The 13,372-nt window shown below is 60.9% G+C and carries 14 protein-coding genes; 12 read left to right on the top strand and 2 right to left on the bottom strand.

Going from position 1 to position 13,372, the window contains the following annotated elements; genetic code table 11:
• The first annotated feature begins 19 nt into the window (after window positions 1-19).
• From AC629_RS12215 to AC629_RS12190, 6 genes are all read left to right on the top strand, one after another.
• On the top strand, window positions 20-373 hold the full coding sequence (locus AC629_RS12215; protein ID WP_084805010.1) for an HdeA/HdeB family chaperone: 354 nt from the start codon (window positions 20-22) through the stop codon (window positions 371-373).
• Between the two features lie 113 nt (window positions 374-486).
• Window positions 487-1,446, top strand: a complete 960-nt coding sequence (locus tag AC629_RS12210; RefSeq protein ID WP_084805009.1) for a helix-turn-helix domain-containing protein — start codon at window positions 487-489, stop codon at window positions 1,444-1,446.
• A gap of 164 nt (window positions 1,447-1,610) precedes the next feature.
• On the top strand, window positions 1,611-2,321 hold the full coding sequence (locus AC629_RS12205; protein WP_245331821.1) for an outer membrane protein: 711 nt from the start codon (window positions 1,611-1,613) through the stop codon (window positions 2,319-2,321).
• Window positions 2,322-2,409: 88 nt separating this feature from the next.
• A complete protein-coding gene (locus AC629_RS12200) occupies window positions 2,410-3,072 on the top strand; it encodes a hypothetical protein (RefSeq protein ID WP_502693008.1) in 663 nt (220 codons plus the stop codon).
• 178 nt (window positions 3,073-3,250) lie between these two features.
• Complete coding sequence (locus AC629_RS12195) at window positions 3,251-4,360, top strand: HlyD family secretion protein (protein ID WP_084805007.1); 1,110 nt, start codon at window positions 3,251-3,253, stop codon at window positions 4,358-4,360.
• Window positions 4,361-4,488: 128 nt separating this feature from the next.
• Window positions 4,489-4,854, top strand: a complete 366-nt coding sequence (locus tag AC629_RS12190; RefSeq protein WP_143199081.1) for a hypothetical protein — start codon at window positions 4,489-4,491, stop codon at window positions 4,852-4,854.
• A gap of 76 nt (window positions 4,855-4,930) precedes the next feature.
• Here the strand turns inward: AC629_RS12190 and AC629_RS12185 are convergent, their stop codons facing one another.
• Both AC629_RS12185 and AC629_RS12180 read right to left on the bottom strand, forming a co-directional pair.
• Window positions 4,931-6,082, bottom strand: a complete 1,152-nt coding sequence (locus AC629_RS12185) for an isovaleryl-CoA dehydrogenase (protein ID WP_084805005.1) — start codon at window positions 6,080-6,082, stop codon at window positions 4,931-4,933.
• A 1-nt stretch (window position 6,083) separates the two neighbouring features.
• Complete coding sequence (locus AC629_RS12180) at window positions 6,084-6,860, bottom strand: enoyl-CoA hydratase/isomerase family protein (RefSeq protein ID WP_084805004.1); 777 nt, start codon at window positions 6,858-6,860, stop codon at window positions 6,084-6,086.
• A gap of 243 nt (window positions 6,861-7,103) precedes the next feature.
• Between AC629_RS12180 and AC629_RS12175 the strand changes: the two genes are divergently transcribed.
• The 6 genes from AC629_RS12175 (at window position 7,104) to AC629_RS12150 (ending at window position 13,365) form a co-directional block, all read left to right on the top strand.
• On the top strand, window positions 7,104-7,913 hold the full coding sequence (locus AC629_RS12175) for an enoyl-CoA hydratase-related protein (protein ID WP_143199080.1): 810 nt from the start codon (window positions 7,104-7,106) through the stop codon (window positions 7,911-7,913).
• A 116-nt stretch (window positions 7,914-8,029) separates the two neighbouring features.
• On the top strand, window positions 8,030-8,821 hold the full coding sequence (locus AC629_RS12170) for an ABC transporter ATP-binding protein (RefSeq protein WP_084805002.1): 792 nt from the start codon (window positions 8,030-8,032) through the stop codon (window positions 8,819-8,821).
• Window positions 8,818-9,594: an ABC transporter ATP-binding protein gene (locus AC629_RS12165; protein WP_084805135.1), complete on the top strand. Its 777-nt coding sequence runs from the start codon at window positions 8,818-8,820 to the stop codon at window positions 9,592-9,594. Before AC629_RS12170 ends, AC629_RS12165 begins: the two co-directional genes overlap by 4 nt.
• Window positions 9,591-11,450 (top strand): AMP-dependent synthetase/ligase, encoded by a 1,860-nt coding sequence (locus tag AC629_RS12160; protein WP_084805001.1) that lies wholly within the window; start codon window positions 9,591-9,593, stop codon window positions 11,448-11,450. The genes AC629_RS12165 and AC629_RS12160 overlap by 4 nt, the downstream gene beginning before the upstream one ends.
• Window positions 11,447-12,319, top strand: coding sequence for a branched-chain amino acid ABC transporter permease (locus tag AC629_RS12155; RefSeq protein WP_084805000.1), 873 nt, complete (start codon window positions 11,447-11,449; stop codon window positions 12,317-12,319). Before AC629_RS12160 ends, AC629_RS12155 begins: the two co-directional genes overlap by 4 nt.
• Entirely contained in the window at window positions 12,319-13,365 is a 1,047-nt protein-coding gene (locus tag AC629_RS12150) for a branched-chain amino acid ABC transporter permease (RefSeq protein ID WP_084804999.1), read from the top strand. Before AC629_RS12155 ends, AC629_RS12150 begins: the two co-directional genes overlap by 1 nt.
• The last annotated feature ends 7 nt before the right edge of the window (window positions 13,366-13,372 follow it).

Raw genomic sequence — 13,372 nt, 5'->3', positions numbered from 1 at the left:
CATTCCAATGGGGTTCCCAATGCGTTCGAAACTTCTGCTTTCCGTCACTCTGCTGGTTGCCATGATGGCTTCAGCCAAGGCCCAGGTGCCGCTGTCGTCCTATGTCGATGCGAACGGATTCATCGACGTCCAGAAGCTGACCTGCGCGCAGCTCGCGGGGACCTACCAGGAAGACGCCGATGCGCTGACGGCCTGGTACAGCGGGTGGTACAATGGCCTTGCCAAGAAGCATTTCCTCGACTTGCGTAAGGGCAAGCTCACGGAGCACGAGGTCATCGTCTACTGCAAGGCCAATCCCGAAAAACTCATCATCGATGCCATCGCCGTCGTGTTCAAGGCGGAGCGGGAGATGATGGGCATCCAGATGAAGTGATTATCTGCGAGCGGGTCGGTCGTCCGCTGTGGACCGATCCGCTTGTGCAGTTTGGCGATCCGCAGAGGCTCCCATCTACCTCACCTGAGCTGCCGCTCTGACGAGGCGGGATCTTGGATTTGAATGATTTCGGGCAATACACCGACGCCATTCAGGGCGCGACGGTGACATTTCTGAAATCCGCCCCGTCCTCGCGCCGTTGGGGGGTGAAGTATCTCACATTGAATCGCACGATCCTTCAATTCGGCGCCGATGGTGGCCCGGGGATCGTCCATGGCGTCACTGAGCCGACCTTTACGACGCTGATCATCCAGTCGTCCAACTTCGACGATCGCGTGGTGCTCGATGGCGCGCCATGCCAGGCGTCTGACCTGGTCATTTTCCCTCCGGATTGTCACTTCACCTTTGTTCGTACCGGTCATGTCGAATGGATAGCGTGGTCGCTGCCGAGCGAAGAGAGTATCGCGAGGAAGATCCTCCCCGCTGCCACAAATCAGGATGCGCCGAAGACCGCCAAGCATCTCGTCCGGCTGCCAGAGCCGATCGCATCGAGACTGATCGAAGCATCGAGGCAGGCTCTTCGCTCCATCCGCAATTGCGCTCCCGCTGACCGGCCCATTATGGCCCGGGATATGGAGCGCGCCTTAATGGAGGAACTGGCTTACGTTTGGGACAATCGCCTGAGCGAAACTGTCCTGCCCAACAAGTACACCCTCTCGTCCGAGCGAATCGTTCTGGAGACACTTGAATTCGTTCGGGCGCGGTCGACTGACATCATCAACATCACGGATATCGTGAAAGCTACCAAGGTGGAGTACCGAACCTTGCTGCGCGCTTTTGTGCGCTATCTCGGCTTCTCGCCAAAGCACTATCTGAGGCTGCGGCAGTTAAACCTCGTTTACCACGATGTCCGTCGCGAGACCGGCGCATCGGCCAGGCTCGCAGACATCCTGGCGGCCCATGGCGTCACCGAGTTCGGCAGGTTTGCCGGGCACTACCGGTCGCTGTTCGGAGAGTTGCCATCCGAGACATATCGCCGATCTTGTGCAGTGAAGTCTCGCAATTCGCTGTGAGCGCCGAATGGTGTTTTGGTGCAACAGTGCGGTGAAATGGTCCGAGGTGACAGTTTCTGCATATCGACCGAGACAAGGTCGATGGCAAATGGCCCAGGTGTTCTCCAATTCGATGAGGCTTACAGGCAATGAAGAAAATTAGCTTACTTACCGCGGCAGCTGCGATGTCCGTTTCGCTCACGGGTATTGCAAAGGCCGCTGACCTTCCGTCGCGGCCCGTCTACAAGGCGGCCCCAATCGCGGTGGCGATGTACAACTGGTCCGGCTTTTACCTCGGCGCGAACGGCGGGTATGGCTGGAGCAACCAGTGTGTCGATGTCACCGCCATCAACGGTATTGGCGGCATCTTCTCGGAAGGCTGCAAGAGCGCCGGCGGCGGCGCCATCGGTGGCCAGGTTGGCTATCGCTGGCAGGCCGGACAGTTGGTGTTCGGTCTGGAAGGACAGGGCGACTGGACCAACATCCGCAACACGCGTGTCAGTCTGCTGAACCCGGCCAATACCTACAAGTCGACCCTCGACGGCTTGGGTCTGTTCACGGGTCAAATTGGCTATGCGATGGACAATGTCCTGTTCTACGCCAAGGGCGGTGCCGCGGTTGGTAGCCAGAATTTTGGTCTTTACGACACCGCAACCGGCACGGGCCTCGACTTTGCGAAGCGCACCCGTTGGGGTGGCGTCGTGGGTGTCGGCTTCGAGTACGGCTTCTCCCCGAATTGGTCGGCCGGCCTCGAGTACGACTATCTGTGGCGGGTGAGCGACAGCAGCACCTTCGCGACGCCGTCGCTGGCGCCTGTCCGTTCGATCACCACCAACACCAAAACGGATGTGAATCTGCTCACCGTGCGCGTCAATTACAAGTTCGGCGGTTACTAATGAAGAAAGGAGGCCGGCCGATTCAGCCGGCCTCCATTCTTTCCCATCATGCCTCGGCCCGGATGGTCCCTGATTTTGGAGTTGAAACATGCTATCGAATACGATGCGTGCGCTTGCGTTTCTCGGTGCGCTGACGGTCACAAACATGGCCTTGGCGCAAGACACGGCGCCCAATGCGCCACTAAAGACGATCGGGGCCACCAAACCCCAGGTCGTTCCATCGCTGATTGTCGTCAACTCCAGAGGCGCGAACCTGCAGCCCGGCAAGCTGGTCCTCGCCGGCGTCGCGCCAAATGCGATCATATTTGCAGATCGGCCAGTTCGCTCGGCCGGTCACGATCTGACCAGCCATATCGTCGAAGATTGGGGATCGGGCAGCGACAATTTTGCAAAGAATCCGCCTAACGCCACGGTGTCCGTATTTCAGAAGGACGGCAGCGGCGTGCGGGATGTCGTTGTCACCTTGAAAAATCCCAAGCTCGAAGGCGATAACCTTGCCTTCGATGTCGATGTCCTCGAAGGCGACCTCAAGGGCGCCGATGGCCCTGCTTCTGTCTTTATCGACATCATCGGCCTTCCCTTTACGCCGCTTTCATTCGCGGGCGTTGCGCGACGTACGGCCTATCGGGGTGCGTTTTATGCTGGAGCCGCCGCGGCGGCCGGCGCTGCGGCAGCCTACGCGTACCACCCGTATCCGTATTACTATCGCCCGCCGGTTTGCGGATACTATCCTTATCCTCCGTGCTACTAACGGAGCTGCGTAGAATTTGGCCCGGCGCCCTTGTGCCGGGCTAGCTACGGGCTGACGCGTCTCGCTCCGGGCCTGTCTGGCGGGCGCACGCCGGTGTCGTGGATGCAAGCAATTGGCCGATACTGCCGTGCTGCGGGCTTGTTAGTGTCCGGTACTCGGCAGTTAGGGGAGTTCTACCGTGCTCATCATCCTGACGCTGTACTTGATCCTGGTGTGGCTCGTCTTCTTCAGGCTCAAGCTGGTGCGATGGGGTTGGGCGTCCGGTACTGTCGCAGGGCTGTTCGGTGCCTTTATCCTCGCGGTGTTCCTCGCGATGTTCAACTACCTCACCCCGTCGGGAAGCTTTGTCGTGATTTCCCGCGTCATGGAGGTCACGCCGAATGTTTCCGGCGAGGTGATCGACATTCCGGTCAAGCCTAACGAACCGGTGAAAGCCGGCGCCGTGCTATTTCGCATCGACCCGGCACCGTTCCAGTACAAGGTCGACCAACTCGAGGCCTCGCTCGCCCAGGCGCGCCAGCAGGTCAAGCAATTGACAGCCAGTTACGAGCAGGCGACTGCAAATGTCGAGGGGCTGTCCGGGCAGCTCGCCTATCACACCCAGCGGCTTGCCGATTACCGCAAGCTCGTCAGCGAGGACGCGCAGACCGAGTTTCGCCTGCAAGACATCCAGGTGCAGTACGAAACGGCTGGGTTTCAGCTACAGGCAGCCAAGGCCGCGCAACTGAATGCGCGGCTGGCTATGGAATCGGAGGTCGGCGGGGTCAATACGACCGTCGCACAGATCCAGGCCCAGCTTGACCAGGCCAAATGGGAGCTCGAGCAAACGACGATCCGTGCCGTCGGCGACGGCGTCGTTACGATCATGGCCTTGGCCGTTGGAGACCGCGCCATGCCGGCGCGATCGGTGATGTCGTTCGTCGTCACAAGCGATATCCTCATTGCGGGCATGTTCGCCCCCAACGGATTCAAGACCATCAAGCCCGGCGCGCGGGTCAAGCTGGTGTTCGACGATGATCCCGGCCGTATCCACGAAGCGACGGTCGCGGCCATCCCGCAGGGCGTGGGGCAGGGCCAGATCGCGGTCTCGGGTGCGCTGGCGCGCGTCGGCTCGATCGGCGGTGCCAAGGTCTATCCTGCTGCCATATCCATACCGAAAACCATTGACCGCAGTCAGCTCAGGCTCGGCATGCCCGGCACCGCCACCGTGTTCGCGGACAACGCCGGAGTCATCGGCTTGCTGATGTCGATCCTGGTGTGGATCGGCTCGTACACGGCGTATCTATAGATGCCTTCCGTGTCCCTCCAGGCTCGAAACAGTGGTCCACTCAGGCATCCCCGGAGCAGAAAATGAGTCTTCGATCTGCATGCGCTACTGCAACCGTCGTCTCGGTCGTTCTTCTCGCCGAGGTATATTTGGGCGCCCACGTCTATGCTCAGCAGTCGACGGGCCAATTGTTGATATCGTCGGGGTTTAACCCCATCGCCGCCACCACGCCGGAGATGTTGAAGCGGCTGATGTCGTTTCCACCCAATCAATTCCAGCTGCGGCAAAAGGGCGGGCGTCCCTACTATGTCTACGCCGATCCCTCCGGGTGCACCTGTGCTTATGTCGGCAGCGTGGCCGCAATGGACAAATATCGCGCCAGTTTTGGCGCATTGCCGGCAGATGCGCTCTCAGCAGGTGGCTTTACGGATCCCGAGCAGAACCTGATCAACAGCATGGACAACGACGAGGCCTCGGCCCAGTTCAACAGCGACGTATTCGGTCCGGACTTTTGAGCTTCTTGCGGTCATGATCGAGGGGGCGGACGAGCATGGCGTTAGCCCGTCGCTCCAGCTTTGCCGTCACCGGAGTTCAATGGCCTTCCATCAGTTCACGACCGATGAGCATCTTGCGGATCTCGGTCGTACCTGCGCCGATCTCGTACAGTTTGGCATCCCGCAACAAACGACCCGTGGCAAAATCATTGATATATCCGTTGCCGCCGAGAAGCTGGATCGCATCGAGCGCCACCTGGGTCGCGCGCTCCGACGCGAACATGATGGCGCTGGCGGCTTCCTTCCTGAGCGGCATTCCCCGGTCTGCAGCCGCAGCAACCGTATACAAATAAGCTCGCGCGGCATTGAGCGAGGTCATCATGTCCGCAAGCTTGCCCTGGACCAGCTGGAATTCTCCGATCGGGCGGCCGAACTGCTTCCGCTCACGGACATAGGGCAGGGCGATATCCAGCGCCGCCTGCATCAACCCGATGGAGGCTGACGAGGCAACGATGCGTTCGTAGTCGAGCCCCTTCATCAGCACCTGGACGCCGCCGTCGAGCTTCCCCAGAACATTCTCTTCTGGAACCTCACAGTCCTCGAATATCAGCTCGCACGTGCCGGAGCCGCGCATGCCGAGTTTGTCGAGCTTCTGGCCCTGGCTAAACCCGGGCGAATTCCGCTCCACGATGAACGCGGTGATGCCGCGCTTGCCGGCATCCGGCGTGGTTTTGGCGTAGATGATGTAGACGTCGGCATGGTGTCCATTGGTGGTCCACATCTTGGTGCCGTTGAGGACAAATTTATCGCCGCGTCGGGTAGCCTTGAGCGACATACTCACGACGTCCGATCCAGAGCCCGCTTCGCTCATGGCGAGCGCCCCGACATGCTCTCCCGAGATCAGCTTCGGCAAGAAGCGCTTTCTCTGTGCGGCGTTGCCGTTGAGGCGGATCTGATTGACGCATAGATTGGAGTGGGCGATGTAGGAAATTCCGATCGAGCCGGACGCGCGCGAGACCTGCTCCGAAGCGACAACATGGGCAAGATAGCCGAGGCCCGATCCACCATCGGCCTCGTCAGCGGTGATGCCGAGAATGCCGAGCGCGCCGAGTTCGGGCCACAGTTCGCGCGGGAACACGTCGGTCCGGTCCACCCTGTCGGCCAGGGGCGCAATTCGCTCCGCGGCAAACGCCGCAACCGTGTCACGGATTTGGCTCGTGGTTTCGTCAAGCAGGTAGAGATCAGTCATCTCAGCGTCCCTTGAACTGAGGGGCTCGTTTTGCGGCGAATGCGGCGAAGCCTTCCGCGGCGTCCGCGGACGATAGGAGATCGCGGAGGCCGGCTCGCTCGATGTCGAAGCTTTCGGCGAGACTGAGCGAACGCGACTTTCGGATGAGGTCGAGGGTCTTTGCGATAGCCAGCGGAGCGTTGGCGGCAATACGACCAGCAATCTTCAATGCAGTGTCGAGAAGCGCATCGACCTCGACCACGCGGCTGACGAGACCGATACGGAGCGCGGTTGCGGCGTCGATCGGGTCACCCGTCAACAGCATTTCCGCTGCCACGGCTGGCGCGATGAAGCGTGGCAGGCGGCTTGCTCCTCCGGCACCGGCCAGGACACCGATCTGAACCTCCGGCAAGCCAAATCTGGCCCTGGTGTTGGCAATGCGAATATCGGACGCCAGAGCGAGTTCGAGGCCGCCGCCGAAGGCAAGACCATTGACCGCCGCAATGATCGGCTTTCGCGTCGGATAGACGCGGGTCAACCCGCAGAAGGTCCCGTCATCGTCATTCAACCGACTGCGGTCTCGAATGTCGGGAAGGAGCCGCTCGATATCGCCGCCGGCGCAGAACGATCCGTTCGTGCCTGTCAGCACGATGCAGCGTACGTCCTCTCTCTGATCAGCCCAGGCCCATGCTTCGCGCATCAGGGCGTCCGTTGCGGGATCGATGCAATTGAACTTTTCGGGCCGGTTGATGGTGATCAGCGCAACGCCGGGATGGACCAACTCGCGAAGGACCGTCATGAATTGCCCCCGCTGCGAGGTTCGCGTCGGGTCATGTCTTTCGATCGATCGCAGGTATGCTTCCGGAAAGCATTGTGCATCTTCGGCGGATTGCCGGCGGCTGGCGAGCCTTTGGCTCGGTGCCGAGTATCCTGCGACATTTGATCGCCTCTCGCTTGTCGTGGCCGTTCTTTCCGGTGGACGGCGTATCAAAACCAATCTAGGAATGCAACGGTCAACCGTTTGTTTATTGTCGGAGCCGTCATGACGCAGGAATCGTCGGTGATCTCACAGCCGGGCGTCGTGACGTGTCAGGTCGACGCGCGGGGTGTGGCGCGGATTGCGCTTAATCGCCCTGAACTGCACAACGCCTGGAATCCCGAGTTGGTTGTTGCGTTGAACGATGCGGTCGAGCGCATCTCGCAAGAGCGGGATGTCCGCGCGGTTGTTCTGGCGGGAGAGGGCAGGAGTTTCAGCGCTGGAGGCGATCTGCGATGGATGCGTGGCATTCTGGATCTCTCCTCTGAGCAGCGCCGTCAGGATGCGCTTCGGATCGGCGAGTTGCTTGTGGCTGTGGACGCGTGTCCGAAGCCGGTTATCGCCCGCGTCCATGGTGCGGCGATCGGCGGGGGATTTGGGCTGGTTTGCTGCAGTGACATTGCGATTGCAGGCACGAAGGCATCGTTCGGCTTGTCAGAGGTCAGGCTCGGCATTGTCCCGGCGATGATTTCGCCCTTTGTCGTTGCTCGGCTCGGCGAAGCGTCGGCGCGGGCGCGCTTCTTGACTGGTCGTGATCCGGTGTCCGCTGCCGATGCGCTCACATTCGGTATCGTGCATCGCGTGGTCGAGCAGGACGAGCTTGATACGGCTATCGAGGAGGAGGTCGGCGTGATCTTGAGGTCGGCGCCGGGGGCGATTGCCGAAACCAAGCGGCTATTTCAAAGGGCGGGCGGACTATCCAAGGGCGAGATGATCGCCGAAGCGGCGGATGCTCTGGTCAAGAGGTGGGAGACGGCGGAGGCGCGCGAAGGCTTGCAGGCGTTTCTGGAGAAGCGAAGGCCTGCCTGGCGGTAAAAAGGGCTGCGCCAACAAACGGACGGGCAACCGTTTTTTTTATTGCAGCGCTTGCGGAGCCTTGCTAACGGTAGCGGCGGCGAGGCCCGTTCAAGAGGTCGGCGCGAGGGGGTGAGATGCTCGAGGTCGAAAATCTCCAGGTCGTCTACAACAACGCCATTGAGGCCGTTCGTAATGCCTCGCTGGCGGTCGGCGTCGGCGGCATGACGGCGCTGCTCGGTGCAAACGGCGCCGGCAAGACGACGTTGCTTAAAGCCATATCCGGCGTTCTCTATCCCGAAGACGGCTCAATTCGCGAGGGGCTGATCAAGTTCGAAGGGCACGATCTGACGTCGCTGGCGCCTGATGAGATCGTGCGGCTCGGCATCGCGCATGTGCCGGAAGGGCGCAGGCTTTTCATCGAATTGACTGTGGAAGAAAACCTCGTTGTGGGAGGTCACATCGCCGAACGGGCTGACGTCGCGCGCAGGCTTGAGGAGATCTACGCCCTATTTCCGCGGATCAAGGATAAGCGCGCGGTTCTCTCCGGATATCTGTCCGGCGGCGAGCAGCAGATGGTGGCCATCGGGCGAGCGCTGATGACGAATCCCCGCCTCTTGATGCTGGACGAGCCGTCGCTCGGCATTGCGCCTCTGATGGCGCAGGCGATCTACGCGGCGGTCGAGCGTCTGTGCCGCGACAATGGTCTGACAGTGCTGTTGGTCGAGCAGAACGCTCAGCTCGCGCTCGATGCTTCACGCCAGGCCTACGTTCTCGAAAACGGTCGCGTTGTGCTCGATGGGACCTCAGACGAGCTCAAGCGCAATGAAGACATTTGCGAATTCTATCTGGGTCTTGGTGCCAAGGGGGATCGGCGCAGCATGCGCGAGGTGAAACATTATAAGCGCCGGAAGCGGTGGCTGTCGTGAGTTCGATTCTGGATGTCGAAGGGCTGGGCAAGGCCTTCGGCGGCGTGCAGGCCGTGCAGGACGTGTCATTTTCCGTTGAGCAGGGGACGATCTGCAGCTTGATCGGCCCAAACGGGGCCGGCAAGACCACTGTCCTCAACATGATCAGCGGTCTCGTGCCGCCGACGACCGGGCGGGTGAGTTTCGAGCGGCGCGACATCACGAACTCTCCGGCCTATCGCATGGCGAGTCGCGGCCTGGGTCGCACGTTCCAGAATCTGGCGGTCTTCGCCCATGCCACCGTGGTGGACAACATTCTAGTCGGGATGCACGCGCGGCTTTCGGCTGATCCGCTCACGGCGGCGGTCTATTGGGGGCGTGTCCGCAACGAGGAGATCAGGGCCCGGCGCAGGGTCGAGGAAATCATCGACTTCCTTGAGATCCAGAATGTGCGGGATCTGCCGGTCGGTACGTTGTCGTACGGCTTGCAGAAGCGGGTGGAGCTCGGTCGAGCGCTGGCCATCGAGCCGCGGTTCCTTCTCCTTGATGAAATGGTGTCGGGCATGAACCAGGAGGAAACCGAGGACATCGCGCGTTTCATTCTCGATATCAAGGAGCAGCTCAACGTCACGGTGCTGATGGTTGAGCATGACATGGGCATCGTGATGGATATATCGGATCAGGTCGTCGTCCTGGAGTTTGGGCGGAAGATTGGCGACGGCACTCCAACGCAGGTCTCGCAGGATCCGCGGGTGATGGCGGCCTATCTCGGCGGCGCGGGCGAAGCGGCATGAGCAATCCGATACGCGATCTGGCTCGTGCCGGAAATCTACCACTGCCGCAACTCGTTCGGCTCTGGAGCGAGATCCAGCCGGATCGACTCGCTTTCCGGGAAAAAGAGCTCGGCATCTGGAAGCGCGTCACTTGGGGCGAGTACGCCTGCAACATGGATCTCGTTGCGCTTGGGCTGTCGGAGCTTGGATATGGGCCAGGCGATCGGATGGCGATCGCCGGCGAGGGTGTTCCGGAATGGATGTATGCCGACCTCGCGTCGCAGTCGCTCGGCGGGATTTGTGTCGGTCTGTATCCGACCAGCCCCTGGCCGGAGCTGGCCTACATCCTCCAGAACTCCGGAGCGCGGGTTGTCGTGTGCGGCGACCAGGAGCAGGTCGACAAGATCCTCGAAGCGCGCCGACAGACAGACCTGCCCAATCTGTCCTGGATCGTCTACGTCGATGACAAAGGCATGCGAGGCTATCAGGAGGATGGCCTGATCAGCTTCGCCGACCTGATCGAGCGTGGCCGGCGTCGGCTGGAGCAGGATCCTGCGGCGCTGGTCGCTCACAAGAAGCAAATGGCGGAGCGCTCGCCGGACGAACCCGCGATCATTGTCTACACCTCGGGCACAACCGGCGCGCCCAAAGGTGCGATGCTGTCGCATCGAAACATGCTGGTAGCTGCCTGCAGCGTTGTCGATACCTTCGGCTACGACGGAAATAACCACGAGGTTCTCTGCTATCTTCCGCTCTGTCACGTCGCGGAGCGATCATTCTCGACGGTGATGCAGCTCTGTTGCGGCTCCGTGGTGAATTTCGCGGAGTCGGTCGATACCGTTTCTGCGGACCTGCGCGAAATCGGGCCGACCCTGTTCCTCGGCGTTCCGCGCATCTGGGAAAAGCTACAGCAGACCATCGATATCAAGATCAGGGAATCCTATCCGCTGCACCGCTGGGCGTATCAGTTTGCGCTATCGCGGGCATTGCCTATCGCGCGGCGCGAGATTGCGGCCGGCGGCCAGCGGAGGAGCCTGCGCGACAGGACCGCGGCGTGGTTGCTCTATGTGCTGATGTTCCGCAACATTCAGCGGTTCCTGGGTCTCTATCGTGCTGCCGCCTGCTTCTGCGGAGCGGCATCAGTGTCGCCCGAGACGCTCCTGTTCTTCCGCTGCATCGGACTTCCGATCTACCAGGTCTACGGGATGACGGAAACGGCCGCCGTCGCCTTTCAGCAGCAGCCGGGACGAACTGCCTTCGGATGTGTCGGTGTTCCGATCCCCTCGCTTCAGTATCGCCTCGGTGAGGACGGCGAGCTGCTGATGAAAGGGCCGACCGTATTTCTGGGCTATCTAGACGCTCCCGAAGCGACGGCAGCGGTGATGAATGACGGCTGGATCGCGTCCGGGGATATCGCGGCGGTCGTCGACGGCGAGGTGCAGATCATCGACCGCAAGAAGGATCTCATCATCACGTCCGGAGGCAAGAACATTTCGCCTTCGGAAATCGAACACGCGCTGAAGGAGAGCGCTTATGTGCGCGAGGCCATCGTGGTCGGGGATGGCCGCAACTTCGTCTCGGCGCTGATCCAGATCGATTACGACACCGTGGGCAAGTGGGCGCAGGAGCGTCAGCTCTCGTTCACGACGTTTCGCAGCCTGACATTGCTCGCCGAGGTGCGTGAGCTGATCGGGCAGGACGTGCAGAAAGCCAATTCCCGCTTCGCACGGGTGGCGCAGGTGCGCAAGTTCGCTCTGCTGAGCAAGGAGCTTGATCATGACGACGGTGAGCTCACCGCCACCATGAAGGTTCGGCGCAAATCGATCGAACAGAAATTCGCGCAAGAAATCTCCGAGCTTTATGGAGCACGAGCTTGAACTATTTCTTTGCTCTCCTTGGGTCGGGGCTGGCGGTCGGCGCAATCTACGGTCTCGTCGCGATCGGGTTCGCTATTATTTACCGGGCGACCCGGGTCATCAACTTCGCCCTGGGTGAGATGATGATGCTGAACGCATACATCGCCCACACTATCGGCGTTCACACCGCGCTCGGCTTCTGGGGCCTGGTGCCGGTTGTCATTGTAGTGTCGGTGCTGCTCGGTCTCGTCATTGAATTTGTCCTGATCCGTCCGATGATCGGGGAGCCTACGATCTCGATCGTGATGATGACGGTCGGCCTTGCAGTCTTCATCAGGTCACTGGTCGTTCTGGTCTGGGGCGCAGCGCCGCTGGAATTTTCGGCTTCGCCGGGAGACATCGTTTTGTCGCTCGGTCCCGTTCGTCTCTATCTGGCGCAGGCCATCGCGATCGGATTGTTGCTCGCGATCATGGCGGGATTCGCGGTGTTCTACCGCTATACGCGCTCCGGCATTGCCATGCGCGCCGCCGCCAACGACGAGACCGTCGCGCTATTGATGGGCATCGATGTGCGGCGGATCTATGCGCTGGCCTGGGTGCTCGCCGCGAGTACTGCCGGACTGGCCGGGCTCCTGATCTCGACAATCTATGAACTCGGCCCGGATATGTCGGCCTTCGGTCTGCGGGGATTTCCAGCGACGATCCTCGGCGGGCTCGACGCGGTAGGCGGCTCGGCCGCGGGCGGCTTCATCATTGGCATCCTTGAGAACCTCGGCGAGGGCTACGTAGGGCGCGGCCTCAAGGAGATCATCGGCTTTGTGATCATTCTGGTGGTTCTGATGATTCGACCCTTCGGCCTGTTTGGCACGCGCAACGTGGAGCGAGTCTGATGCGGGCGGGACATTTCAAGCAGAGTTACCTCGAGCTGGTGGCGCTGACCGACTCCGGCGCGGTCAAGGCATGGACTGCGATGTTGCTGGTGGGCTGCATGGCCTTGCCGTGGGTTGCGAGCTCCTATGTACTGGCGCTGGCGACCACCATTCTCATCACCGCGATTGGCGTAGTTGGCCTCAACCTGCTGACAGGAGTGTGTGGCCTCATCTCGCTCGGTCACGCCGGTTTTCTGGCGATAGGCGCCTACACCGCGGCCGTCCTCGCCGTCGACTACGCGGTGCCTATCATTCCAGGCATCATCTGCGGCGGTCTTTTGGCGGCGGCATTATCCCTGCTGGTCGGTATTCCCTCGCTGCGGTTGAAGGGACTTTATCTCGCGATCACGACGCTCGCGTTCACGATCATCGTGACGCACTCGATCCTGAACCTGGATTGGCTGACGCGCGGATCAGCCGGTCTGTCACTTCCGGCGGCCGATCTGCTCGGCATTTCGCTCGCCGGCAAGGTGTCGTTCTATTATTTCAGCCTGGCGGCCTGTGTGCTGTTCGTTGCCGCGGCCATGAACGTGATGCGTAGCCGGATCGGACGCGCCTTTGTCGCCATCCGGGACCACGACATCGCGGCCGAGATGATGGGCATCAATCTGGTTGCCTACAAGCTGATGGCCTTTGCTCTCTCGGCGTTCTTCACCGGCGCGGCCGGGGCGCTCGCCGCCTACCAGGTGCGTTACATCAATGTCGATAGCTTCGCCGTACTCGTGAGCATCGAAGCTCTGGCGATGATCATCGTCGGGGGGCTGGGGTCGATCGCAGGTGCCATTCTCGGCACCATTTTCATGTCGCTGCTGCCCGAGTTCACGAGGTGGTTGTTTGATGCGCTTGGCAGCGGGTTGACGGAGACCTTTTCGACGCGCGCGCTCGAGGTGCGAGGCCTGATCTATGGCGTCGTGATCATGACCGTACTGCGGGTACAGCCCGACGGACTGATCGGGCTGTGGCGCGATGCGAAGCGACTTTGGAGCAACTGGCCGTTCCGTTACTGAAATCCAT

Origin of the sequence: Bradyrhizobium sp. NAS80.1 (assembly GCF_001908205.1) — a bacterium.
Classification (GTDB): domain Bacteria; phylum Pseudomonadota; class Alphaproteobacteria; order Rhizobiales; family Xanthobacteraceae; genus Bradyrhizobium.
This window is presented reverse-complemented; position numbering and strand designations above follow the sequence as displayed.